The following is a 22,217-nucleotide window of genomic DNA, read 5'->3' as shown; positions in this document are numbered from 1 at the left end:
AACTGGATAGGGGGGATGTATGAAAGGAAGCGTTGTCATCGCCGCTGCTTTCGCTCTCGCTCTCACCGCCTGTGCCCGCACCGAACTCGCGGTGCCGTCGGCCTCGTCTGCCCTGACCGCCCTGGGGGTCAACAACCTCCAGATCTCGGGAACCGGGGCCTTCGTCGCTATCGGGAGCACCTGCCCGCTCTTTCCCGGCTTCGAGGACTACCCGCCGCTCCTTCTGAGCGGCAGTTTGCAGGGCTGCTGGTACACGGACATCGACACCGTCAAGACGACACCGAGCGGTGTCTACCTGGAAACCGGTCGGGAGGTCTTCGTCGGCAGCCTGAATGGTGGACAGAGCGGCACGTTCACGACGGGCTACAGATTCGAGGGTAAGTTCAATCCCGACGGCACGGAAATCCATGGACGTTGCGAGCATCCCCTGGTGGCGGGCAGCGGCACGGGCGGTTTCGCGGGTGCCACCGGGCGCGTCGACTTCAAGGACATCGTGGCTGGAAGCTCCGTAAGTTACATCTATCGGGGTCACATCAGTATTCGGTGACCGACTGGCTCACGGCCGCCCTGGCCGTCATCGGTGCCGCACGCACGCTGGAGCGCGGCACGAATACGGGTCAGCGAGCAATACTACCCCAGCGTCACCCGCCGCAGCCGCCCGGCCAGGGCGTGCAGATCGTCCACACCGCCCGCCGGCAGCAGGGCGTCCAGAAAGGGCAGGGCCGCCTTGATGGCGCGCTGCACCGGCTGGTAGTTGGGGGTGGCGGCCAGCGGCGAGAGCCACACCACGCCCCCGGCGCGGCGATGCAGGTCGCGCATGGCGCGTTCCAGCTCGCCCATGTGCCCGGTGTCCAGCCCGTCGCTCAGGATGATGACCAGGGTGTCGCGGCTGACCCGGTCGCGCTCCTGGCGGGCGAGCTTCAGCAGGTTCTCCCCGATGCGCGTGCCGCCGCCCCAGGCTTCGCCCAGATCCGGCAGGTGCAGCGGCTGGCCCAGGGGTGCGTGGCGCAGCAGCGGGGTCAGGCGGGTCAGGCCGGTGGAGAAGGCGTAGACCTCGACCCGCCTTGAGCGCAGGTGCAGGGCGTGGGCGAAACGCAGCAGCAACGTGGCGTCGCGGCCCATCGAGCGGCTGCCGTCGAGCAGCAGCAGGAAGCGCGGGGCGCGGCGCGGGCGGCCCAGCCATCTCAGTTCGGTGGGGTCGCCCGCCGTGCGGGCCGCCGCGCGCAGGGTGCGCCGGGCGTCCAGCTTGTTTCCCCGGGCCTGTGGCCTGAGCCGCCGCGAGCGGCCCAGCGACACGGCCCGCACCAGAGCCGAGGCCGCGCGCAGCAGATCGGGCAGGTCGCCGCCGCCCGCCTCGACCTCCCCGCCGCCCGAGGCGTTGGGGCTGAGCTTCGTCTGCACCGTCTGCAGGGGCGCATCTGGGTCATCCGGGCCGTCCTCGCCCTCGCCCAGGGGCTGGGCCTGCAGGGTCTGGGGGTCGCCGTCCTCCTCGCCCTCGTCGTCTGTGGGCGGGGCGGGTTTCGGGGACGGCTTGCCCTCCTCCCTGTTCTGGGGGAGCGGCGGCGTGTCCTGCTCGATGCCGGGGGCCTCGGTCTGCGGCAGCAGGGGCGGCAGGGTGGGCGGCGGCGCCTGGTCGTCCCGGACGAAGAAGGCGTTGAATTCCAGGTCGAAGACCCGCCGCTGTTCGGGGCCGGCGATCAGCACGGCGCGCAGGGCGTCGCGCAGCTCGGCCTTGCGGAGCACGTTCACGACCCCCGCCGCCCGCAGGGCGTCGGCGGCCTCGCCGGGGCCGACCAGAAAGCCGTGCCGGACGCGCAGGCGGGCCACGAAGGCGGTCACGCGGGAGGTCAGGTCGGCGGCCGGCTCGGGAACGGGGGCGCCCGGCCCGGTCACGGCCGTTCGGCCGCCGCGCGCTCGCCCGACAGGTGTTCGGTGGCCTTGTTCGCCAGCTGCTGCAGGGTGGGCGCGGCCAGCAGCTGATCCTCGCGCAGCTTGAGAACCGCGCCCAGCGTGGACTCGATGGCGCCCATGTCCAGATGGTCGCGGTGCAGGCTGACCAGCGCCGCCGCCCAGTCCAGCGTCTCGGCCACGCCCGGCGGCTTGCCCAGCGGCAGCGCGCGCAGGGTCTGCACGGCCGCCGTCACCTGCCGCGCCAGGGCCTCGTTCATGCCGGGCAGGCGGGCATGGACGATCTCCAGCTCCTGCCGCGCCGTGGGGTACTCGACCCAGTGGTACAGGCAGCGCCGGCGCAGGGCGTCGCTCAGTTCGCGCGAGCGGTTGCTGGTCAGGATCACGTGCGGGCGGCTGCGCGCGTGCAGGGTGCCCAGTTCCGGCACGGTGATCTGCCACTCGGCCAGCAGTTCCAGCAAAAAGGCCTCGAAGGCGTCGTCGGCGCGGTCGACCTCGTCGATCAGCAGCACCGGCGAGGCGTCCTCGCGGATGGCCTGCAGCAGCGGGCGCGCCAGCAGGAACTTCTCGCCGTACAGCTCGTCGTCGCCGACCGCGTGGCCACCCAGTTCGGCGGCGCGCAGGTGGAGCAGCTGCCGGGCGTAGTTCCACTCGAACAGTGCGGCCTGGGCATCCAGCCCCTCGTAGCACTGCAGGCGGATCAGCCGGGTGTTCAGGGCCAGCGCCAGCGTCTTGGCGGCCTCGGTCTTGCCGACCCCGGCGGGGCCCTCCAGGAGCAGCGGCTTGCCCAGGGCCACGACCAGCCGCAGCGAGGTCGCCAGGGCCTCGCCCGCCACGTAGCCGCGCTCGCGGAAGAGGGTCTGCAGGTCGCTGGGCGCGGGGGTGGCGGCGCTCATCTGCACGTCCGGAGGGGGGCGCCACGGGCCGACGGGGGAGGGGTCATAGACCCCCAGTATTCACGGACGGGGCGGCGCGCGACTGTACGCCGGCCCATGCCGCCCGTCTCGCCGTCGCCCGAACTCTTACAAATCGTCATTTCGTCCTCCAGAACGTGGGTTCTGCCCACACGGGGCACCGAGACCGCCGGGCCTTAATGCGTGACGGGGCCCCGCAGCCGTGAGGCTGGCGTGAGAGGCCGGCAGGTACGATACACACATGACCATCCCCCTGCTCCTGTGCACCCTGATTGCCGTGACCTCCGGCCTCCATTTCGGACGCGGGTTTCTGCAGGCCCACCTGCGCGGGGGCAACCTGCTGATCCCCGCCCTGGCCCACATGGCGGTCTCGGCCGCCCTGATGGTGCTGAGCGTGCTGCTCGACGAAAGCCAGACCGGCATGATGTGGATGATCGTGGCCACCGGCAGCATGGCGGGGCTGGCCCTGGGCGCCCTGCTGCCGGTTCGTCCGCTGGTCACGGCGCCCGCCGAGGCCCAGCCCGAGAGCGTGGTGCTCCCCACCGCCCAGGCCGCCTGACAAGCGTTCGCGGCTCCGCTGCCCGCCCCCACTTCCGCTCCATCGCCCGGCCGCGTCTGGCCGGGCCTTCTGTTGCCCCGGCCACGCCCCGCGGCGCCCGCTGGGACTTTCGGTGGACGGCAGCTCACATCGTCCTCCGGTATAACCAGAGCGGCGCCGGGTCTGCGCTGGGGGCCGCCAAGCAGGAGCTTCGCCGCTCGGCGCCCATAGGGCCCCCAGTGACCGACCGCGCCCGGAGGAGAGCCCATGCCGCCCGAGAGCAAGACCGCCCGTACCGTCAAAACCCTGATCCGCGTCGGCAAGGCGCTGCGCGACGAGCCGGCCCCCGAGGCGGGCGACCGCCGGGGCGGACTGAGCGAGGCTGCCCGCCGCGCCGCCCAGCGGGTGGCCCTGGATCCACGGCTGCGCGGGGCCGCCGCCCAGCTGCAGGAACTGCGCGCGGAGGCCAGTGCCCGCGCCGACCAGCGCCTGGAGACCCTGATCGGAGAGGCCCGCGCCCGCCGGGGCGAGACCCCCCCGGACGAGGTCGCCGCGCTGCTCGACCGGCGCCGCCAGGAGCGCGACGCGAAGCTGGAGCGCCGCCGCGCCCGGCAGGCCCTGCTGGCCCACGGTCAGAACGACGACCAGCGCCGCGTCCTGGCGCTGGTCGCGGCGGCCACGCCCTGGGCCGGCGGCGAGGCGGCGAGCGTGCGCTACACCGCGCTGCTCGACGAGCTGGCTCCGGGCGGAACTCCGGCGGCCGAGATGGCGATCCACCGGGCGCTCTGGACTCTGGCCGAGGGGCGGGTGCTGGCCGTGTCGCCGCATGGCGTGATCACGGCGGTGCAGACGCTGCCGCCCGCGCCCCCCGCGGCGTTGCCCGGCAGCTGAGGCCGGCGCCTTCGCCGGGCCGCGCCCCGTGGGCTTACATTCCCCAGTCAGCTCACACGGAACTGGAGTGGGTTGAGGAGAGGAGCGGGCCTGAGCAGGCCGGACGGCGGGTTGGACAGCCCTGCCGACCTGCCCACAGCAGAGACCGGAGTCGCCCGGGCCCTGTGTCGGCCCTCCAGTCTCAGTCCGGCTCAGGCCAGCGTGCCGGACGAGGCCCCGATGTGCGCCCCCATGTTCTCGAAGGTCTTGGAGATCAGCTTCTGGGCCTGGGCGTCCAGCATCCGGCCCCCCACGGTGGCGACCGGGCCGCGCATGGTGGCGTCGCCCGTCCAGTCGAGCATGGTGGTGCCGTCGCCGTTGTCGACGATGTTGGCGCCTGCGGTGAGGTCGACCACGCTGCCCAGGCCGCCGCCCTGCACCTTCACGTTCACGCGGCCCGCGGCCTCGTCCGGCAGCACCTCGATCTTGAACTTGAACTTGCCGCGCACCATGCCCACGCCCACCTGCACGACGGCGTCCATATGGGTCTGGTCGTGCACCGTGACTTCCTGCACGTCGGGGAGGCAGCGCGCCACCCGCTCGGGATCCTGCACGAAGGCCCACACCACGGCGGGGGGAGCCTGCACCTTTTCCTGACCTGAGTAATTCAGTTTCATACGTGTCACCTCGGGAGCACTGGATTGTCAGAAGCCCCCTGATTGTAAGCGCCCCGGGGTTTGGGAATGATTGGGGGGGGGTGGGGGGAGTGCCCTGGCCGACCCCTCGGGGCTGCGCCGAGGGTGGGACGTCCGTTCCCGGGAAGCCGAGACGGCCGGAAGCGTCGGTGCTTCCGGCCGTCATTCTGTGGGCTTGTGGGCTGTGGGGGGAGGTGGCGGCTCCTTCAGGCGGTTACTTCAGTTTGCCCAGGAAGGTGCCCAGGTTCAGGCGGCCCTGACCCAGCAGGCTCTTGAAACTGGCGTTGCGCGCCGTGGCCTTCTCGACATTGTCGGCGCCTTCGAGCAGCTTCTTCTGCAGCTGTGCCGGGCTGAAGCCCTGACCCAGCGCGAGCGCCAGCGCGCCCGTGACCTGCGGCGCCGCGAACGACGTGCCGCTCCAGGCCGCGATCTGACTGTCCGGCGCCGCCGTCACGACGTTCTCGCCGGGCGCCAGGAGATCCAGCGCTTTGCCGTAGTTCGAGAAGCTGGAGAGCGAGTCGCTGCCGTCCACGCTCCCGACGCTGATCAGGTAGGTGCCGGCCGCCTTCAGGGCGGTATCGGCGGCGGGGTAGGTGACGTTCTGACCGCCCGTGTTGCCGCTGGACGCCACGGTGAAGACCCCGCGCGTCGTGGCCAGCCCCAGCATGTTGCTCAGCGCGGCCGACGTCGTATCGGAGCCCAGCGACAGGTTGATCACGTCGGCTCCCCGGTCGATGGCCCAGCCGATGGCCTGCACCAGCGCCGAGAGGTCGCCCGAGCCGTCGGGCCGCAGCACCCGGATCGGCAGGATGGTGGCCTCGGGCGCCACCTGCAGGATGATGCCGGCCACGCCGGTACCGTGGCCATACGCCCCAGCCGAGCTGTCCATCTCCTGCGGCACCGCGTCGCCGTCCACGTAGTCCTTCCACTCGGAGGCCGGAGAGAGGTGACCCTCCAGCGCCGGGTGCTTCAGATCCACCCCCGTGTCGATCACCGCCACCTTGACGCCCTTGCCGAGCCGGCTGGCCAGGAGTCTGGCGTCTGCCAGATCGATCTGCTCCCAGCCCCGTCCGTTGCGTGGAGACGCCCTCAGCGCGCCGGGGCCCTTTGTCCAGCCGCCGTTGCCGCCGGACCACAGGCCGCGCGAGCCGGCCCGGAGTCCGCTGGCCTGCGTCTCGGGAAGGGTGTAGCGGCTGGCGCTGGGCTCACTGCTGCCCAGCCCCAGGGCGCTCAGTGCCGGCGCACCGGCAGAAGCCCCGGAGCGCTCAAGGATCGCGAAGCCGGCGTCGGGCTGCCAGGCGAGCACGGTCACGCCGGGCGTGGCCTCGTAGGTGCTGCGTGCGGCGTCGGCGCCGATCCGGATGGTCTGCACCCGGTCGGGCTGCTGTGCCGTGGCCGTCTCCTGGGCAGGGAGTTCACGCGTGGACAGGCCGCACCCGGCCAGCGCGAGCGCCAGGGTGGTCAGGACAAGGGGTCGAAGTGGTTTCATGAGGGAGCCTCCAGCTCAGGAACATGCCAGCAGTGACCGGGAATCAGGTCAGCCGCGGCGTCTGCGCTGTACCCCGTTCGATCCGAACTGCCTCCACGGTACCCGGCCCACCCTCACCCGGAAATGACTGGAGGGACAATAAAGGGGCAGCGGGAAACGGCGGTCTCTGGACACCTGGCACGCCTTCGGTCTGACAGCGGCCTTGGGTTGCGCCTCCGGGTAGACAGCACCCCCCTGGGCTCCACTGCAGCCGCTGTGCAGGGCGGCTCCTCGCTCTCCTGCGGAGCGGTGCCCGTCCGCTCGCCCCGAACCCGTGGTCTGGCGACCGCCGTGACACGGACTGCCGCTCCATTCCGAAACACCCAGAGCAGAACCGGGTGTTCCTCGCCTGCGGCGAAATTTGTCCGTGTTCCTTCCCGGCTTCGCCGCTCTGCGAGTCCTTTCATACGAAGTTCAAGTGCTCCTGCGACATCCGAGACCCCTCACCCTTGCGCCGCGGTGCGGCTCCCTCTTCTTCGCAGATCTTCGACTCTGCTTCGCAGGTTCTCGACTCCCGCTCCCCTGGGGAGGCTCGCAGAGCGGCGAAGCAGAGGATTGGGGTGAGGGGTCTGTTGATAGCGACTCCGCCAGGTCTTGCCATCACTTGAGTCCTATATCAGTCAGACCAATGCTGAACACAGAACCCAGGGCATTCGGAACTGGGCTGACTCCCGGGCACCCGGAGAAGCGCCGGATGTTCGCCCATCGCCCGTCCGCTCGCCTTCCCCTTCGGTACGGGGCATCTCTGGGAGGCTCTCTGCCGGATCGAGCCCCGTCCTGTCCGGAATTCGCTCGGCGTTGCCGTCGGGTGTCCCAGCTCTCCGGCCCGGCCCGCGAACCCCGGCGGAGGGCACAGTCAGTTCGTGTTCTCGCCCAGAGACAGCTGGTTGCGGCCGGCGGCCTTGGCGCGGTACAGGGCGAGATCCGCCCCTTCGACCAGTTCGGCCACCGAGCGCTCGCCATCGGTCGTGGCCGCGCCCAGACTGAGCGTCAGGTGAAGTCCAGGCCGGATGGACGTCCAGGCATACTGCTCGACCAGTCTGCGCAGCCGCTCGGCGATCTGGACGGTGGTCTGGACATCCGTACCCTGCATCAGGATGACGAACTCCTCGCCCCCGTAGCGGGCCAGCAGGTCGCCCTGCCGCAGCCCGCTTCTGAGCAGCCGGGCTACCTGCCGCAGCACCTCGTCGCCGACCAGATGGGAGAAGCGGTCGTTCACGGACTTGAAGTGGTCGATATCGCACACGATGACCGAGAGCTGCGCTCCCCGGACTAGCCGCTCGATGGTGCGGTCGAAGGCCCGGCGGTTGGCCAGTCCGGTCAGCGCGTCCTCGTTGGCCTGACGTTCCACCTGGGCCAGCAGCCGCGAGGTCTCGGCGTGGGCCGCTTCGCGTTCCTGGTTGCTCTGTTCCAGCTGCGCGTTGAGCTGGCGCAACTCGGCGCTCTGCCGCTCGGCCTGGGCCCGCTGCTCTTCTGCCAGCCCGAGTTCGTACTGCACCTGAAGGCTCTGCAGCCGCCGGGCCGAGCGGTCGTTGAAGAGCTGCTCTTTGAGCTGCAGGTGCTGCTCCAGATGATGCAGGGCCTCGCGGTGCTGGCCCCCCTGCCGGTAGGCGCGGCACAGGGCCAGATCGGCGGCGCACCGTTCGCTGCGGGCCTCGGCGGCCTCGGCCACCGTACGGGCCTGGTGCAGCGTATCCAGCGCCGCCTGCTGCTCATCCATCAGGAGATGCAGCTGGCCGACCTGCAGCAGGCTTTCGGCCTCGCCCCGCGTGTCGCCGGTCTGCCTGCGGAGCAGCAGGCTCAGCCGGTAGGCCTGGCCGGCTCCGGCGTAGTCGCGCCGCTGCTCGGCCAGCCGCCCGAGTTCGGCGTGCACCTCCGCACTGCTCGCCTGATCACCCTGGGCGCCGAATGCAGCCAGGGCCTCGTGGTTCAGGGCCAGGGCCTGCTCGTAGCGGCCCAGCCCGAAGCAGGCCCGCGCCGCCTGGTGCTGTCCCATCGCCCGGACGTAGGGGTCGATCTCGTCCTCCTGGGCGTCCCCGGCGGCCCAGCTGGCCTGCGCGGCCTCCAGCGCCGCCTCGTATTGCCCCAGTTCGTGATAATCGACGCTGAGGTTGACCAGGGCCTCGCGCTCGACTCCGCGCAGACCGTGCTCCCGGCACAGCCTCAGGGCGGTCAGTCGATGCTCCAGCGCGCCGGCGTGATCCCCCATGTTGACGTAGACCGTGCCGGTGTTGTTGATCGCCTCGACCTCGGCCTGGATTTCGCCCAGCTGGGCGCTGAGCTGCCGGACCAGCCCGAAGGTCTTGAGGGCCTCGACCAGTGCGCCCCGCTCACCCTGGAGCATGCCCTGGATGTTCAGGGCCGTGCGGCGCCAGGGCACATCGGCCAGCCCGGTGAAGAGCGCGACGGCCTGCTCCACCTCGTCGCGGGCCGCCGCGAACTCGCCCAGCCGCAGCAGCCCATAGCCCAGGCACAGGCGCGCCCTGGCCTCGTCCCGGGGCGAGGGGGGGGCTCCAGCGGTGGTGCCCGCCAGCGCAGTGCCCGCCAGCACGGTGCGCGCCACCTGGATCGCCCCGCGTGGGTCGCTGCGGCGCTGCTGCCAGGCGCGGTCGAGCACGTCCGGGAGGGTCGTGGCCGGGGGCAGGGGAGGACGCAGGGTGGGGGTCTGGGACATGGACATACAGGAACCTTGGGGAGTCAGGGCCACGGAGATGGTCTCTTCCAGGTTCCAGTCTACGGACGAAGCCTCACCGCCGTATCACAGACTGTCAGATTGATGACTTTGTAGCGGCCGGTCATCTGGTAATGCGTTTTTCTCAGGAGCGGCCCCGCTGGCCGCTGGTGGGGCGAGCCGCCCCGCGGAGCGTCTGGAATGCGAACGCTACAGTGCGGAAATGACCGCGAACCTCCCCGCTGCCCAGGGCCCGGCGGCGCCGACTGGCCCCATCGCCGGCGTGCTGCTGGCCGCCGGGCTCAGCACCCGTATGGGCCGCCCCAAGCAACTGGCGCTGCTGGCGGGCCGGCCGCTGTGCCGGTACGCGGCTGTGGCCCTGGCGGGCGCCGGGCACGACCCCCTGCTGGCGGTGATCCCGCCCGGGGAGGTCGGGGCGCAGATCCGGCAGGCGCTGGACGGACTGGGCTTCGCCTTCGTGGTCAATCCGGAGCCGGCGCGCGGGCTGGCGTCCTCGTTCCGGGTGGCCGTGGCGGCGCTCCCGGCCGGGCTGGCCGGCGCGAACTTCGCCCTGGCCGACATGCCGCTGGTGACGGCGGAGCTTCACCGCGCCCTGCTGCAGACCTTCCGAGAGTCCGGGGCGCCCGTGGTGTTGGCCACATACGGCGACGGGCCAGGCCCGGGGCCGGACGCCGTGCGCGCCCCACCCCACCTGCTGCGCGCCGACCTGCTCGATGGCGTGCGCGCCGTTCCCGACGCCGACCACGGCCCCCGAGAGCTGATCCAGGCCTGGCGCCACCAGGCGCAGGTGCGGCAATTCCCGGCGGCGCTGCTGCTGGACGTGGACACGCCGGAGGCGCTGACCCAGGCGGAACGGGCGCTGGCCGGAGCACCCGGCTGAAGACCATAGGAGCCGGTCTCGGCGGCGAGGTCGGCTCACTCTTCTCCCTGCGGCCGATTCGGGATGCTGGACAGAGATGCTGGACGCGATTGCGGGCGCCCCCTGCATCCGGCCCCCTTATGATCTGGGAGTGAAACCGATCCTGACCATCACCCTGGGCCTCGCCATGCTGGCGCCGGGCGCCCGGGCCGCCTCGCTGAGCGAACAGCTCCCCGCCGGGGCGCTCCTGACCCTGGAGACCCGCGACGCGGGCGGAGCGCTGGAGCGGCTGTCGGGCCTGATCGGGAACGTGGTCAACGCGGTCGGGGGTGAAGAGAACGAGGACATGACCGGCACGCTGGACGGGATGCAGGAACTCCTGAAGGGCTCGCTGGGCAAGGAGGCGGCGCTGGGCGTCTTCACGGTGGGTACGGCGGGCAAGACCTTCACGCCGCACGTGCTGGCGGTGTCGCGCGTGGACGAGCTGTCGGGCGAATTCTTCGGCAGTCTCTTCAAGAAGGCCCCGGCGGCGCGGGTCGGCGTCTACACCTTCTCGCGGCAGGGCGACGTGTTCGCGGGCATGGCGGGCGGTCTGGTCTACGTCTCCACCGACAAGGGCCTGCTGATGGGCTACCTGGGCCGCCTGAGCGGCAAGGACGCGCCCAGGCTGGTGAACTCGGTGGCCTATACCCGGCCCACGCGCTCGGTGGGCGCGCAGGAGCTGTCGCTGTTCGTGAACTTCTCGGCCACCGCCAAGGTCATCCGGGGCTATCTGGGCAGGGTGGCCCTGCCCCGGCTGTTCTCGCCCGTCGTGGACGCCATCGACACGCTGGGACAGTACGCGGCGGGCTTCACGACCACGGACGCCGGACTGACCGCCGCCTCGGCGCACGCCGCGAACGCGCAGGGCAAGGATCAGCCGCTCTACCGCCTGCTCACCCACACCACCGATTTCAAGGTGCAGGACATCATCCCCGCCGATGTCGAGGCCGTGGCCGCCCGCGCCTGTGCCCCGGAATCCGGCGCCTACACGGCCCGCTGGCTGACCCGCCTGGATCTCTTCGATCCGCTGGGCTTCCTGAGCGACAGCCAGCTTGCCCACCACCTGGAACGCGCCGGCACCTACCTGGGGAGCGAGTGCGCGCAGGTCACCCTGGCGGGCGGCATGAAGGCCGGCCTGGACAGCAGCAACCCGCTGGCGAGCCTGGACTCCTCGGTGTCGTACCAGCGCGTGCGGGACATGGACGCCGCGAAGAAGCACCTGCCCGAGTACGCCGCGAGCGTGAACGCGGCCATCGCGGGGCTGGGGGACAGCCTCGGCACGCTGATCAGGGCCGGCGGGCCGGATCTGACGGGGGCCTTGCCGGCTGAGCTGAGGGACTTGGGCAGCGCCCGCACCGAGCAGCTCTCAGAGGGCCTGGGGCAGAGTCTGGAGCCCCTGCAGGAGCTGCTGGCCGGCATGAAGATGGTCTACGCCTTCCGGGGGGACTACCTGATCACCGCCTTCAGCGACAAGGCGCTCCAGGCGGCGCTGGCCGAGGGCGGCGAGACCCTGGCGCAGAGCGCCGACTTCCAGGGGGCGGGCCTGAGCATGAGCGGCGCGGGCTGGCGGTACCAGGGCAACCTGCCGGATCTGAGCGTCGAGGACTTCCAGGCGGCGCTGGCCGACTCCCTGAAGGGCGCGGGGCTGGACTCGGGAGCCGGCACGGACGAGACGGACGCGACCATGAGCGACGAGGAACGGGCCATGCTGGAAGCCCTCAAGGCTCTGCCCTCCACGACATCCGGGGGCGCGGCCGGTCTGGACGGCGCGCTGGTCACCATCGGCACCGTGACCACGGATCTCATCAACCGCTACGACGGCCTGACATCGCAAAGCAGCGTGCAGGGCAGCCTCATCCTCAGCAAGTCGAGCGTCCGGTACCGCTGGGAATAGGCAGCGGTTCCTCCTGCGCTCTCCAAACCTCCAGCGCCGTTCCGGAATCCGTCCATCTCCCAACGTCCGCCTCGCGTCCTCCCGGTCGGTGCCGGCCTTCAGGGGTGTTGAGGTGCGCGCTCCCGACTGAAGCTCAGTTCTTCCCACCACCGTTCAGGGTCCGAACGTGCGCGCGTCCTGCTGGGCTCGGTCACGCCGGGGGAATGCACGCCTGAGCGACGGCCGTGACGTGGCGCAGGTCGGTGCCGCAGCAGCCACCGAGCACCCTGATCTGCGGCTGGGTGGCCAGGAGGGCGCGGTAGAGCTGCCCGAGTTCGGCCGGGTCGCCCGCGTCGAGCTCCGTCATGGCGTTCAGCTCCTCATGGCTGCAGCGCGAGGCGTTGGCGCGGAGTCCACGGATGCGCTGTGTCCAGGCCGCACGCTGGCCCAGGACGGCGGCGAAGTGGTCGGGATGGGCGCAGTTGACCATGTAGTAAGACACGGAGGCGCCCTCTGCCGCCTCCACCGCCATCACCGCGTCCATCAGCGTGTCACCGGTCGGCAGTCGCCCGTCCGTCTCCACGGTAAATGAGATCACCGCCGGCACGCCGACCATCTGTGCCGCCCGCGCGATGCCGATTGCCTCGTTCACGTTCGTCATGGTGATGGCCGAAATCATGTCGACGCCCGCCGAGGCGAGCACGCGCGCCTGGTGGGTGTGGTAGTCGGTCGCCTCCGGGGCGCTCATGACCTCGCCGGGGTCGTAGCCGTCGCCCCGAGGCCCGATGCAGCCGCTGACCACGATCTCGGGCATGCTCCTCTCATACTCGGCTCTCAGGCGGCGCACCAGCTCGATGGCAGCGACATTCAGTCCGTCAAGCTCGGCCAGATCGAGTCCGAGCGGCGCCGCCCAGTCAGGGCTGGCACGCCACGTGGCACTCTCGAGGATGAACCCGGCACCGACCCGCCGGGCCAGCTCCAGATAGGGGCGGTAGTAGGCCTCCAGCGCCGCTCGTCCCTCTGCGGTGCGCAGCAACACGACCGAGGCGAAGCAGGGAAGATCGATCCCCCGGTTGTAGAGAAGGTCGGTCTCCAGTCCACCGTCGGTCAACATGTAGCGCCCGAACTGAAGCAACTGTCCTGTCATTTCATCCCTCCCTGCGAATAGGCCCGGACAACGCGATGGGGTGTGCGCCCACCGTAACACTCGGGAATAGTGCCGGGCACGCCCGGCGGATCCGGCGGCGGTCAGGACTCCTGCCGATGCTGAGCCCGGCAGAGGGACGCGGTTCTGGTGTCCCCCAGCGGTGCGCGGATCGGACGGACTGCGTCTGACCGGTTGAACCGCGCGGCCGCCCCCTCACGACATGGTTCGGAACTCCTCTGGTTGGGTATCGGGTCAGCCTGATACCGGCTCGGGCGCCCTGGCCCGCATCAGTTCGGGCCTCCTCCGGCGGAAAAGGCCAGCACCACGCAGGGCATGAAAGGGGGCGTCGATCCGTATGGCTATTCAGGTCTCCGCATAACCATGCACTCTCAGGTTGTCCGGCCTTACTGCGCGGACGACCTCTCTTTGTGCGGCCCGCACGTCGGCTATTGTGTGGGCCAGGAGGTCGCCGGCTCAGGCGACCCTGCACACGCCATGAATGCCGTCCCGTGAGGCGGCGATGGCCGGAGGTTGACCATGATCAGGAAAGAACGCGCGATTCTGGCGCTGGAAGACGGCACGGTGTACCGGGGCTACGCCTTCGGGCACCGCGGGGAGACGGTGGGCGAGGTCGTGTTCAACACGTCCATGACCGGCTACCAGGAGATCATGACCGATCCCAGCTACAACGGGCAGATCGTGACCATCACGTATCCGCACGTGGGCAACTACGGCGTGGCGATCTACGACATGGAGTCCAACAAGCCGTACGTGCGCGGCTTCATCTCGCGCGAATTCTCCGGCGACTATTCCAATCACCGCGCCCAGCAGTCGCTCGAGGCGTTCATGCAGCAGTACGGCGTGGTGAGCATCCAGGGCATCGACACCCGCGCGCTGGTGCGGCGGCTGCGCGAGGGCGGCGTGGTCAAGGGCGTGATCGCCCACCGCTCGTTTACCCACCCGGACGACTCCTACGGCGAGTTCACGCCCGCCGAGGAACAGGTCTACGTGCAGCGCGCCAGGGATCACCAGGACATCGACGGGCACGACATGACGAGAGAGGTCACCACGCCGCTGCCCTATGCCTTCCCGACCCTGCGCCACGGCAAGCGCGTCGTGCTGATGGACTTCGGGATCAAGCACACCATCATCGAGCGGCTTTCGGAGGTGGGCATCGAGCCCATCGTGGTGCCGGCCCAGACCACGCCCGCGCAGATTATGGCGCTGCAGCCGCACGGCCTGTTCCTGTCGAACGGCCCCGGCGATCCCGCGCCGCTGGAATACGCCCACAAGACCGCCTGGGAGATGATGGGCCTGCTGCCCACCTTCGGCATCTGCCTGGGGCACCAGATCCTGGGACTGGCGGCCGGCGGCAAGACCTTCAAGATGAAGTTCGGCCACCGGGGCGGCAACCAGCCGGTGAAGAACCTGCTGACCGGCAACGTGGAGATCACCGCCCAGAACCACGGCTACGCGGTGGACATCGAGTCCATTCCCAATGACGCCTTCGTCGCCACGCACGTCAACCTGAACGACGGCACGCTGGAGGGCATGGCCCACAGCCGCTATCCCGTGTTCTCCGTGCAGTACCACCCGGAGGCGAGCCCCGGCCCGCACGACAGCCGCTACCTCTTCGACCGCTTCATCGAGGAGATCGACGCCTTCGACGGCGGCAACGGCTCGCCTGTGCAGAAGGCGGCGGCGGGTCGGCTGGGGATCTAGGGGTCTGGAGGGGATCGGCGGGGCCGCATGGTCAACTCCGCCCCCGCCCTTCACTCCTCTAACCACCCTGCGCTACGGTTCCTCTATGAATCGCCTGCTGACGGCCCTCTGGCTGACCTCCTCTGTGCTGGCTTCGTCCGTGCTGGCCCAGACGGCGGCCGTGAAACAGAACGTGAAATACACGGCCGTCCAGAAGCTCGTGAAGGTCTCGGCGGTAAACGGCCAGTCGGCCGAGGAGCTGGTCGAGAGCCCGCTGACCGTGGTGCCCGGCGATGTGCTGAGCGAGGAGGTGACCGTGCAGAACGTCGGCGCCGCGACCCTGCCGCAGGTGGTGGTGAGTATGCCTGTGCCCGAGGGCACCGTGTTCACAGGCGCCATTACGCCGAAGCTGGAGCGCGTGGGCCTGAGCTACAGCACTGACGGGGGCCGAACCTACTCCACCGCTCCCCAGCGCATCAGCAGCGTCACCGAGAACGGCAAGGCGGCCGTGAAGAAGGCGGCGGCGGCCCTGACCGACGTGACCAACGTCCGCTGGACGATCAGCTCGCTGAAGGCGGGCGAGACCCTGAAGCTGACCTACCGGGTTCGGGTGAGCTGAGCCCGTTTAGCTTTCCTTGAGTGGGCGGGACTTCCCACCGTTCTGCGCGCCCGGGTAGGGAAGACTCCCTCCTGTGTTCGGTGGCGTTCAACTCGTCTGGTTCAAGAAAGATCTGCGCGTGCGCGACCATGCCCCGCTGCTGGAGGCCGCGCGGCGCGGGCCGGTGCTGCCGCTCTACATCTACGAGCCCGAACAGCTGGGGCACGAGGAATTCGCCGGCCACCACCTGAGTTACCTGAACGACTGCCTGAGCGAACTCGACCTCCGGCTGCGGGCGCTGGGCACCGGGCTCGTCATCCGGCACGGCGAGGCGGTGGCCGTGCTGGAGGAACTGCGCGAGGAATATGGCGTGGGCGCCGTCTGGGCGCACGAGGAAACCGGTAACGGCGTGAGCTACGCCCGCGACCGCCGGGTGCGCGCCTGGGCGCGGGAGCGCGGCCTGCCCCTGACCGAGTTGCCGCAGAACGGCGTGATCCGCCGCATGACCAACCGCGACGGCTGGGCGGCGACCTGGGAGGAGCGTTTGAGCGCGCCGGTCGTGCCCGTGCCCGAGGGTCTGCAGGGCACCGGGGCCGAGCCCGGCGGAGTGCGCTCTCACGCCGACCTGGGCGTTCCGGCGAATGCCAAGACCATTCCCCACGGCGGCCAGGCCGAGGCCCAGACCACGCTGGCCTCCTTCCTGGCCGTGCGCGGCGTGAACTACATGCGCGAGATGAGCAGCCCCGTGACCGCCGAGACCAGTTGCTCGCGCCTGAGCGCGCCGCTGGCCTACGGCACGGTCTCGCTGAGAGAGGTCGTGCAGGCGACCCGGCAGCGGCTGGCGGAGGTCAAGGGTGACCCGAACGCCGACCCGCGCTGGGTGCGCTCGCTGCGTTCCTACGAGTCGCGGCTGCACTGGCACTGCCATTTTCTACAGCGCCTGGAATCCGAGCCGCAGATGGAGTTCCGCAACCTGAACCGCGCGCTGGACGGGTTGCGGGAAGACCACTGGAACCAGGAGCACTTCGACCGCTGGGCGCACGGCCAGACCGGCTTTCCGCTGGTGGACGCCTGCGTGCGGATGCTGCGGGAGACTGGCTGGCTCAACTTCCGGATGCGCGCCATGCTGGTGTCCTTCGCCTCGCAGCACCTTTGGCTTCACTGGCGCACGCCGGGGCTGTTCCTGGCGCGCGAGTGGCTCGACAACGAGCCCGGCATCCACTGGTCGCAGATGCAGATGCAGTCCAGCACCGTGGGCATCAACCGCGTCCGCATCTATTCGCCCACCCGCCAGGCCCGCGAGCAGGACGAGAGCGGCGACTTCATCCGCCGCTGGGTGCCCGAACTCGGGGACGTGCCCGGCGATTTTATCCACGCGCCCTGGGAGTGGACGGGGGCGGGCCGCCTGAACTATCCGCCGCCGGTCGTGAACGAGCAGGAGGCCGGACGGCTGGCCCGCGCCCGGATTTCCGCTGCCCGCGCCGCGCCCGAGTTCGAGGCCGAGGCGCGGCGCATCTACGAGCGGCACGGCAGCCGCAAGAAGGCGGCGATGCGCGCCGAAAGAAAAGCCCAGGGTCTGCCTGAAAAACCGCCGCGCCCCACCCCTCAGACTCAGGTCAAAAGGAGACCCCCCATGTCCGACCAGCCCGATCTGTTTGGCCTCAACCCCGTGACCGAGCCACCAAAGGCCGTCATGCCCGCCGGCCTGCCCCAGAGCTGGCAGGAGGCGCTGGGCGCCGAGTTCGCCGCGCCCTCCTTCCACCAGCTCAAGGATTTTCTGGTGGCCGAGCGCCGCGAGCAGACCATCTTCCCCCCCGCGCCCGACGTGTTCAACGCCCTGCGCTTCACGCCGCTGGAGGACGTCAGGGTGCTGATCCTGGGGCAAGACCCCTACCACCGCCCCGGCCAGGCGCACGGCCTGAGCTTCTCGGTCAGGCCCGGCGTGCCCATTCCGCCCTCTCTGCGGAACATCTACAAGGAACTCCGCGAGGACATCCCCGGCTTCACGCTGCCGCGTCACGGCTACCTGAGAGCCTGGGCGGAGCAGGGCATCCTGCTGCTGAACGCGGTGCTGACCGTGCGCGAGGGGCAGGCGAACAGCCACGCCAACAAAGGGTGGGAGGCGTTCACCGACGCCGTGATCCGGGCCGTGAACGCGAAGGAGGAGCGGGTGGTCTTCGTGCTGTGGGGCGCCTACGCCCGCAAGAAGAAGAAGCTGATCACCGGGCCGCAGCACGTGGTCATCGAGTCCGCGCACCCCAGTCCGCTCAGTGAAGCCAAGTTCTTCGGCTCCCGCCCCTTCTCGCAGGTGAACGCCGCGCTGGAGGAGGCCGGGCGCGGGGCCATCGACTGGCAGCTGCCGGCCCAGGTGCAGGAATGACCTCCCGCACCGACCTGCTCGCCGAGGAGTACCTGCGCCGCGAGGGCAGCGACCCGAAAGCCTTCAGCTACTTCTGGCCCGACGGCGCCCCCTACGAGGACGAGGCCGGCCTCACGCGCATCGGCAGGCTAGCCGTGCCGCCCGCCTACGAGAACGTGTACGTCTCGCCCGATGCCGACGCCGAACTGCAGGCCTTCGGGCGCGACGCCGCCGGGCGACTCCAGTACCGCTACCACCCGGACTTCGTGCAGGCCGGCGCCCTGAAGAAGTGGCAGCGCCTGACCCGCTTCGCCGGCGCACTGGGCACCCTCAAGACCGTGACCGGCGCCGACCTGCGCGCCAGCGGCCTGCCGCCCCGCAAGGTCGCCGCGCTGATGACCCGGCTGCTGCACGTCGCGCGCTTTCGGGTGGGCAGCGACATCTACGCTCAGCAGCACAAGACCTATGGCCTGAGCACCCTGCGCCAGCGGCATGTGAAGGTCGAGGGCAACACCGTCACCTTCAGTTTCCGGGGCAAGCACGGCATCTCCCAGCACAAGGCGACCACCGACCGCACCCTGGCGGGCAACATCGGCCGGCTGCTGGAACTGCCCGGCCCGTTCCTGTTCCAGACGGTTGATGCCGAGGGTGCGCGGCGCCGCATCCGCTCCGGCGAGCTGAACGCCTACCTGAAGGAAGTTATCGGCCCCTTCACCGCCAAGGATTTCCGCACCTGGGGCGGCACGCTGCTGGCCGCCGAGTTCCTGGCCGAAGCCGGCGTGGCTGAGAGCGAACGCGCCGCCCGCAGAACCCTGGTCGAGTGCGTCAAGTACGTCGCCGCCGACCTGGGCAACACGCCCGCTGTGACGCGCAGTTCATATATCTGCCCGGTCATCTTCGACCGCTACCTGGAAGGCAAGGTGCTCGACGACTACGAACCCCGCCTGGGCCGGGGCGAGGCCGGGCTGGACGGCCTGACGCGCAGTGAAGCGGCCCTCAAGCGGCTGCTGGAGAGCGAGAAGGCGCTGAAGGTGAGGGTGAAGAGAGCGGCGTGACGATCCCTCACCCCAGATCCTTCTTCATGATCACGTTCGTGGTCTGAAATCCCAGACCCTCGTACAGCGCCCGTGCGCCCGTGTTGTGGCCGAACACATGGAGCTGGATGTTGGTGGCCCCCCGAGCGGCAGCGTCGTGCTCCAGCGCCCTGAAGGCCTGGGTGGCGTAGCTGCGCCGCCGGTAGGGTTCGTAGACCTCGATCTCGTAGACGAAGGCGGTGCGGGCGCCCCCGCGCGTCTGGAGGGCGTACCACAGCACACCCACGTCCGCGCCCTCCTGCGAGTCGTGCAGGTGGTACAGGACATTTGCCGGCGTGTCCGGCCCCTGAGGCAGCAACTCCCTGAACTCGCGGTCGCCGCGCTCCGGCGCTTCCTCAGGTGTCCACTCGCCGCTGGCGACCTTTTCGGCCGCGTACTGGGGGGCCGAATGCGCGACAAACCGCTCGAAGGCGGCGGCGTCCATCGGTCGGAGTTCGAGCATGTGGGCAGTGTAGGTCTGACCCGCCGGGGACGCGATAGGTGCTCTGGCCCATGCGCGGGCGGGGGCTGGCCGGATACGGTGGCGAGGAATGAGTGACCCTTCTGTACAGATGCACGCCGACGAAGTGACCACCGACGCGGCCCTCGTCTCGCGCCTGATCGCGGCCCAACAGCCCCGGTGGGCCGGATTGTCCGTGACACGGGTGCGCTCGGCCGGCACGGATCACGCCATGTACCGCCTTGGCGAGACGTTCGTGGTGCGTCTGCCCCGGATCGGCTGGGCGGTGGACGATATTCACAAGGAGGCCGCGTGGTTGCCCCGCCTGGCCCCCCACCTGCCGCTGCCGGTGCCCCAGCCGCTGGCGCTGGGGGTGCCCACATAGGATTTTCCGTATCCGTGGGCGGTCTACCGCTGGCTGCCCGGCGAGGACGCCACGCTGACCAACGTGACCGACGGGCATGAGCTGGCGCGCGACCTTGGCGGCTTCATTTCCGCGCTGCGCCGTGTGCCGACGCCTGACGGGCCTGGGCCGCAAGGGTCACGCAGCGGCACGCTGCACGACCGCGATGAAGGCGCCCGTGAGTCCATCGCCGCCTGTGCGGGCCTGCTCGACCCCGCCCAGGTCACGGCCGCCTGGGCGGCGGCCCTGGCAGCGCCCGCATGGGACGGCGTGCCGGTCTGGATACACGGCGACCTGAAGCCCGGCAACCTGCTGGCCCGGCAGGGTCGCCTGAGCGCCGTGATCGACTGGGGCGGCCTCACCCTGGGCGACCCGGCGGTGGATCTGCTGCCAGCCTGGAATCTGCTGGACGCGCCGGCCCGCACGACCTTCCGCGCCGCCCTGAACGTGGACGGATCCACCTGGGCGCGCGGGCGCGGCTGGGCGCTGACAGTCGGCCTGGCGGCGCTGCCGTACTACCAGCACACGAATCCAGAACTGGCTGCCATTTCGCGGCGTCAGATCGAGACTGTGCTGGCTGAGAACGGCTGACCCTTCCGGCTCTCCTGCCCTCAGTTCAGCGCTCTCGTCCCCGCCGGCAGTCCGCCGCCCGCCACGAGTTCGGTCGCCGCGTCCTGAAGCGCGGTCAGGGCCACGCGCTGGGTGAAGGGGCCGGTGGAGACCCGCGCCACGCCCAGCGCCTGCAGCTCGCGCGCCGGCAGGCTCACGCCCGGCACGCTGATGACCGTCAGCTTCTGCGGCCCCAGCGCCTGCGCGACCTGCTGGATCTCCTCGCGGGCCACCAGACCCGGCACGAAGACCACCGGGGCGCCCGCCTCCAGGAAGGCCCGGCCCCGGCGGATCGCCTCGTCCAGCACCTGCGCTCTGGGCGTGCCCGCCTCCGCCCGCACCAGGGCGTCCGTGCGGGCGTTCAGGACGAATTCGATGCCCGCCGCGCGCCCCGCTTCCATGACGGCCTTCACGGCGGCCACCGCCTCGTCCAGCGGTTTCATCTGGTCTTCGAGGTTGCCGCCCACCACGCCGGCCTCGATGGCCCGCCGCGCGGTGTCGCCCGCGTTGCCGTAGCCGGCCTCGAAGTCCATGCTCACCGGCAGATCGACCGCCTCCACGATCCGCCGCACCATGTCCAGGTGCAGCTCCAGCGGGATGTTCTCGCCGTCCTTGTAGCCGAAGGTCGAGGCGATGGAGTGGCTGGCGGTCGCCAGGGCGCGCACGCCGGGCACCCCGGCCACCACCTGCGCCGATACGACGTCCCACACGTTGGCGAGGGTCAGGATTTCGGGCGCGGAGTGCAGGTCGAGCAGGGTGCGGGCTTTGCTGGTGAGGTCGCTCATGGGTTCAGGGTAGGGCAGGGGGGCCTGGGCGCACATCCACGTCTTGCTTAGGCTTCCGGGCGCCCCGCCAGACTCGACCGGTGCCGAGGATCGGTTCCATCGTCCGGGGCGGCCCTGAACTATCGCCCGCGCGAGGACCCCGAGGACGACTGGGCGGTGCTGATTCCCAACGAAGGTTCCGGCGTCCAGATCGCCCTCAAACGGGTGACGTCCGCCCAGGCCCGGCGGCATCACCTCGACCTCTATGCCACCCCTCAGGCCGCCGAGGTCGAGCGGTTGCTGGCGCTGGGCGCCGTGCGGGTGGACTGGACGTACGGCCCGGATGCCGATGACGTGGTTCTGGCCGATCCCGATGGCAACCGCTTCTGCGTGGTGGAGAAGGGCTGAGCCAGGCTGGTCTTCGATTGGGCTGAGGCGCCGCGGTACCACCGGGGATGGCTGACCTCCTGATCCTCGCCGCCCTGATCGGCGTGCCCGCAGCGCTGCTCTGGCAGTTCGTGAAGCTACGGCCCACGCTGGAGCGCAAGGAGCAGTCCGTCGATCCGTTGACGGGTGCCCTGTACTCCGGTGCTCAGGCCCACGCGCGCGAAGGGCTCAGGCAGTAGGACTGAGCACGCCGACCCGATCTCCTGACCCTCCGCGACTTGCACGAACTCAAGCCGGGTCATGACTTTGGTCAAGACAACGCCCCACCGGTAGGGCGGCACCGGGCCCCCTGACCGCCTACCCTGAAGCCATGACCCGCCTGACCGGCCCAGCCCCAGCCACGTCCCCTCTCCAGACGGCCGCGCGGGTGTTGCTGGGCGCCGCGCTGGTCTTCGCGGGCAGCGGCCACCTCACCTTTCTGCGCCAGGACTTCCAGGCCCAGGTGCCCGACTGGCTCCCGCTGGACAAAGATTTCGTCGTTCTCGCGTCCGGCGTGGTGGAGATCGCCCTGGGGCTGGCGCTGCTGCTCCTGCGCCGCCAAAGGGTCACGCTGGGCTGGGTGCTGGCCGCCTTCTTCGTGGCCGTGTTTCCCGGCAACGTGTCGCAGTACCTGACCCGCACCGACGCCTTCGGGCTGGACACCGACCAGAGCCGGCTGATCCGGCTGTTCTTCCAGCCCGTGCTGGTGCTTTGGGCGCTGTGGAGTACGGGGGCCTGGCCGAAGAGGCGCTGATTGT

General features: G+C 70.3%; 20 protein-coding genes and 1 pseudogene. 13 read left to right on the top strand and 8 right to left on the bottom strand.

Annotated features, from left to right (window positions below; translation table 11 throughout):
• Positions 1–19: 19 nt before the first annotated feature.
• Complete coding sequence (locus CVO96_RS05570) at positions 20–547, top strand: hypothetical protein (RefSeq protein WP_103311254.1); 528 nt, start codon at positions 20–22, stop codon at positions 545–547.
• 83 nt (positions 548–630) lie between these two features.
• Here CVO96_RS05570 and CVO96_RS05565 read toward each other — a convergent pair whose 3' ends face one another.
• Together CVO96_RS05565 and CVO96_RS05560 are read right to left on the bottom strand one after the other, a co-directional pair.
• Positions 631–1,893, bottom strand: a complete 1,263-nt coding sequence (locus CVO96_RS05565; RefSeq protein WP_103311251.1) for a vWA domain-containing protein — start codon at positions 1,891–1,893, stop codon at positions 631–633.
• Positions 1,890–2,804, bottom strand: a complete 915-nt coding sequence (locus CVO96_RS05560) for an AAA family ATPase (protein ID WP_103311248.1) — start codon at positions 2,802–2,804, stop codon at positions 1,890–1,892. Before CVO96_RS05560 ends, CVO96_RS05565 begins: the two co-directional genes overlap by 4 nt.
• Before the next feature lie 259 nt (positions 2,805–3,063).
• Here CVO96_RS05560 and CVO96_RS05555 point away from each other — a divergent pair, with 259 nt between their 5' ends.
• Together CVO96_RS05555 and CVO96_RS05550 are read left to right on the top strand one after the other, a co-directional pair.
• The gene (locus CVO96_RS05555; RefSeq protein ID WP_103311245.1) at positions 3,064–3,381 is read left to right on the top strand and encodes a hypothetical protein; all 318 of its coding nucleotides are present in this window, start codon (positions 3,064–3,066) and stop codon (positions 3,379–3,381) included.
• A gap of 246 nt (positions 3,382–3,627) precedes the next feature.
• Complete coding sequence (locus CVO96_RS05550) at positions 3,628–4,251, top strand: hypothetical protein (protein WP_103311242.1); 624 nt, start codon at positions 3,628–3,630, stop codon at positions 4,249–4,251.
• Between the two features lie 191 nt (positions 4,252–4,442).
• Here the strand turns inward: CVO96_RS05550 and CVO96_RS05545 are convergent, their stop codons facing one another.
• From CVO96_RS05545 to CVO96_RS05535, 3 genes are all read right to left on the bottom strand, one after another.
• Positions 4,443–4,907, bottom strand: a complete 465-nt coding sequence (locus CVO96_RS05545) for an SRPBCC family protein (protein ID WP_103311239.1) — start codon at positions 4,905–4,907, stop codon at positions 4,443–4,445.
• A 232-nt stretch (positions 4,908–5,139) separates the two neighbouring features.
• Positions 5,140–6,414, bottom strand: coding sequence for a S8 family peptidase (locus tag CVO96_RS05540; RefSeq protein ID WP_103311237.1), 1,275 nt, complete (start codon positions 6,412–6,414; stop codon positions 5,140–5,142).
• 895 nt (positions 6,415–7,309) lie between these two features.
• The gene (locus CVO96_RS05535; RefSeq protein ID WP_103311235.1) at positions 7,310–9,127 is read right to left on the bottom strand and encodes a diguanylate cyclase; all 1,818 of its coding nucleotides are present in this window, start codon (positions 9,125–9,127) and stop codon (positions 7,310–7,312) included.
• Between the two features lie 220 nt (positions 9,128–9,347).
• Between CVO96_RS05535 and CVO96_RS05530 the strand changes: the two genes are divergently transcribed.
• Positions 9,348–10,025: a nucleotidyltransferase family protein gene (locus CVO96_RS05530; protein WP_103311233.1), complete on the top strand. Its 678-nt coding sequence runs from the start codon at positions 9,348–9,350 to the stop codon at positions 10,023–10,025.
• 130 nt (positions 10,026–10,155) lie between these two features.
• The gene (locus CVO96_RS05525) at positions 10,156–11,940 is read left to right on the top strand and encodes a hypothetical protein (protein WP_243398176.1); all 1,785 of its coding nucleotides are present in this window, start codon (positions 10,156–10,158) and stop codon (positions 11,938–11,940) included.
• A 190-nt stretch (positions 11,941–12,130) separates the two neighbouring features.
• Here CVO96_RS05525 and CVO96_RS05520 read toward each other — a convergent pair whose 3' ends face one another.
• Positions 12,131–13,066, bottom strand: coding sequence for a homocysteine S-methyltransferase family protein (locus CVO96_RS05520; protein ID WP_103311230.1), 936 nt, complete (start codon positions 13,064–13,066; stop codon positions 12,131–12,133).
• A gap of 537 nt (positions 13,067–13,603) precedes the next feature.
• Between CVO96_RS05520 and carA the strand changes: the two genes are divergently transcribed.
• From carA to CVO96_RS05500, 4 genes are all read left to right on the top strand, one after another.
• Positions 13,604–14,788, top strand: a complete 1,185-nt coding sequence (gene carA / locus CVO96_RS05515) for a glutamine-hydrolyzing carbamoyl-phosphate synthase small subunit (RefSeq protein WP_103311228.1) — start codon at positions 13,604–13,606, stop codon at positions 14,786–14,788.
• Between the two features lie 85 nt (positions 14,789–14,873).
• Positions 14,874–15,386: a hypothetical protein gene (locus CVO96_RS05510; protein WP_103311225.1), complete on the top strand. Its 513-nt coding sequence runs from the start codon at positions 14,874–14,876 to the stop codon at positions 15,384–15,386.
• Between the two features lie 73 nt (positions 15,387–15,459).
• Complete coding sequence (gene ung / locus CVO96_RS05505; protein ID WP_103311222.1) at positions 15,460–17,745, top strand: uracil-DNA glycosylase; 2,286 nt, start codon at positions 15,460–15,462, stop codon at positions 17,743–17,745.
• Positions 17,742–18,779, top strand: coding sequence for a DNA topoisomerase IB (locus CVO96_RS05500; RefSeq protein WP_103311219.1), 1,038 nt, complete (start codon positions 17,742–17,744; stop codon positions 18,777–18,779). The genes ung and CVO96_RS05500 overlap by 4 nt, the downstream gene beginning before the upstream one ends.
• 7 nt (positions 18,780–18,786) lie before the next feature.
• On the opposite strand, the gene CVO96_RS05495 is transcribed toward CVO96_RS05500, so the two are convergent.
• Positions 18,787–19,260: a GNAT family N-acetyltransferase gene (locus tag CVO96_RS05495; RefSeq protein ID WP_103311216.1), complete on the bottom strand. Its 474-nt coding sequence runs from the start codon at positions 19,258–19,260 to the stop codon at positions 18,787–18,789.
• A gap of 88 nt (positions 19,261–19,348) precedes the next feature.
• Here CVO96_RS05495 and CVO96_RS05490 point away from each other — a divergent pair.
• Positions 19,349–20,251 (top strand): annotated as a pseudogene (locus CVO96_RS05490) (aminoglycoside phosphotransferase family protein).
• A 20-nt stretch (positions 20,252–20,271) separates the two neighbouring features.
• Here the strand turns inward: CVO96_RS05490 and CVO96_RS05485 are convergent.
• Entirely contained in the window at positions 20,272–21,054 is a 783-nt protein-coding gene (locus tag CVO96_RS05485; protein ID WP_103311213.1) for an isocitrate lyase/PEP mutase family protein, read from the bottom strand.
• Between the two features lie 114 nt (positions 21,055–21,168).
• On the opposite strand from CVO96_RS05485, the gene CVO96_RS05480 reads away from it, so the two are divergent.
• From CVO96_RS05480 to CVO96_RS05475, 3 genes are all read left to right on the top strand, one after another.
• Positions 21,169–21,441: a VOC family protein gene (locus tag CVO96_RS05480; RefSeq protein WP_103311210.1), complete on the top strand. Its 273-nt coding sequence runs from the start codon at positions 21,169–21,171 to the stop codon at positions 21,439–21,441.
• Between the two features lie 47 nt (positions 21,442–21,488).
• Positions 21,489–21,659 (top strand): hypothetical protein, encoded by a 171-nt coding sequence (locus tag CVO96_RS21015; RefSeq protein WP_165795213.1) that lies wholly within the window; start codon positions 21,489–21,491, stop codon positions 21,657–21,659.
• Positions 21,660–21,790: 131 nt separating this feature from the next.
• Positions 21,791–22,213: a DoxX family protein gene (locus CVO96_RS05475; RefSeq protein ID WP_103311208.1), complete on the top strand. Its 423-nt coding sequence runs from the start codon at positions 21,791–21,793 to the stop codon at positions 22,211–22,213.
• Positions 22,214–22,217: the final 4 nt, after the last annotated feature.

The organism is Deinococcus koreensis (assembly GCF_002901445.1).
Classification (GTDB): Bacteria; Deinococcota; Deinococci; order Deinococcales; family Deinococcaceae; genus Deinococcus; species Deinococcus koreensis.
This window is presented reverse-complemented; position numbering and strand designations above follow the sequence as displayed.

What these genes read in the sequence shown, in the direction of transcription:
- CVO96_RS05570 (WP_103311254.1), top strand. Translation starts at nt 20, where the DNA reads ATGAAAGGAAGCGTTGTCATCGCCGCTGCTTTCGCTCTCGCTCTCACC.
- CVO96_RS05560 (WP_103311248.1), bottom strand. Translation starts at nt 2,804, where the DNA reads ATGAGCGCCGCCACCCCCGCGCCCAGCGACCTGCAGACCCTCTTCCGC.
- CVO96_RS05555 (WP_103311245.1), top strand. Translation starts at nt 3,064, where the DNA reads ATGACCATCCCCCTGCTCCTGTGCACCCTGATTGCCGTGACCTCCGGC.
- CVO96_RS05550 (WP_103311242.1), top strand. Translation starts at nt 3,628, where the DNA reads ATGCCGCCCGAGAGCAAGACCGCCCGTACCGTCAAAACCCTGATCCGC.
- CVO96_RS05545 (WP_103311239.1), bottom strand. Translation starts at nt 4,907, where the DNA reads ATGAAACTGAATTACTCAGGTCAGGAAAAGGTGCAGGCTCCCCCCGCC.
- CVO96_RS05540 (WP_103311237.1), bottom strand. Translation starts at nt 6,414, where the DNA reads ATGAAACCACTTCGACCCCTTGTCCTGACCACCCTGGCGCTCGCGCTG.
- CVO96_RS05535 (WP_103311235.1), bottom strand. Translation starts at nt 9,127, where the DNA reads ATGTCCCAGACCCCCACCCTGCGTCCTCCCCTGCCCCCGGCCACGACC.
- CVO96_RS05530 (WP_103311233.1), top strand. Translation starts at nt 9,348, where the DNA reads ATGACCGCGAACCTCCCCGCTGCCCAGGGCCCGGCGGCGCCGACTGGC.
- CVO96_RS05520 (WP_103311230.1), bottom strand. Translation starts at nt 13,066, where the DNA reads ATGACAGGACAGTTGCTTCAGTTCGGGCGCTACATGTTGACCGACGGT.
- carA (WP_103311228.1), top strand. Translation starts at nt 13,604, where the DNA reads ATGATCAGGAAAGAACGCGCGATTCTGGCGCTGGAAGACGGCACGGTG.
- CVO96_RS05510 (WP_103311225.1), top strand. Translation starts at nt 14,874, where the DNA reads ATGAATCGCCTGCTGACGGCCCTCTGGCTGACCTCCTCTGTGCTGGCT.
- CVO96_RS05500 (WP_103311219.1), top strand. Translation starts at nt 17,742, where the DNA reads ATGACCTCCCGCACCGACCTGCTCGCCGAGGAGTACCTGCGCCGCGAG.
- CVO96_RS05495 (WP_103311216.1), bottom strand. Translation starts at nt 19,260, where the DNA reads ATGCTCGAACTCCGACCGATGGACGCCGCCGCCTTCGAGCGGTTTGTC.
- CVO96_RS05485 (WP_103311213.1), bottom strand. Translation starts at nt 21,054, where the DNA reads ATGAGCGACCTCACCAGCAAAGCCCGCACCCTGCTCGACCTGCACTCC.
- CVO96_RS21015 (WP_165795213.1), top strand. Translation starts at nt 21,489, where the DNA reads ATGGCTGACCTCCTGATCCTCGCCGCCCTGATCGGCGTGCCCGCAGCG.
- CVO96_RS05475 (WP_103311208.1), top strand. Translation starts at nt 21,791, where the DNA reads ATGACCCGCCTGACCGGCCCAGCCCCAGCCACGTCCCCTCTCCAGACG.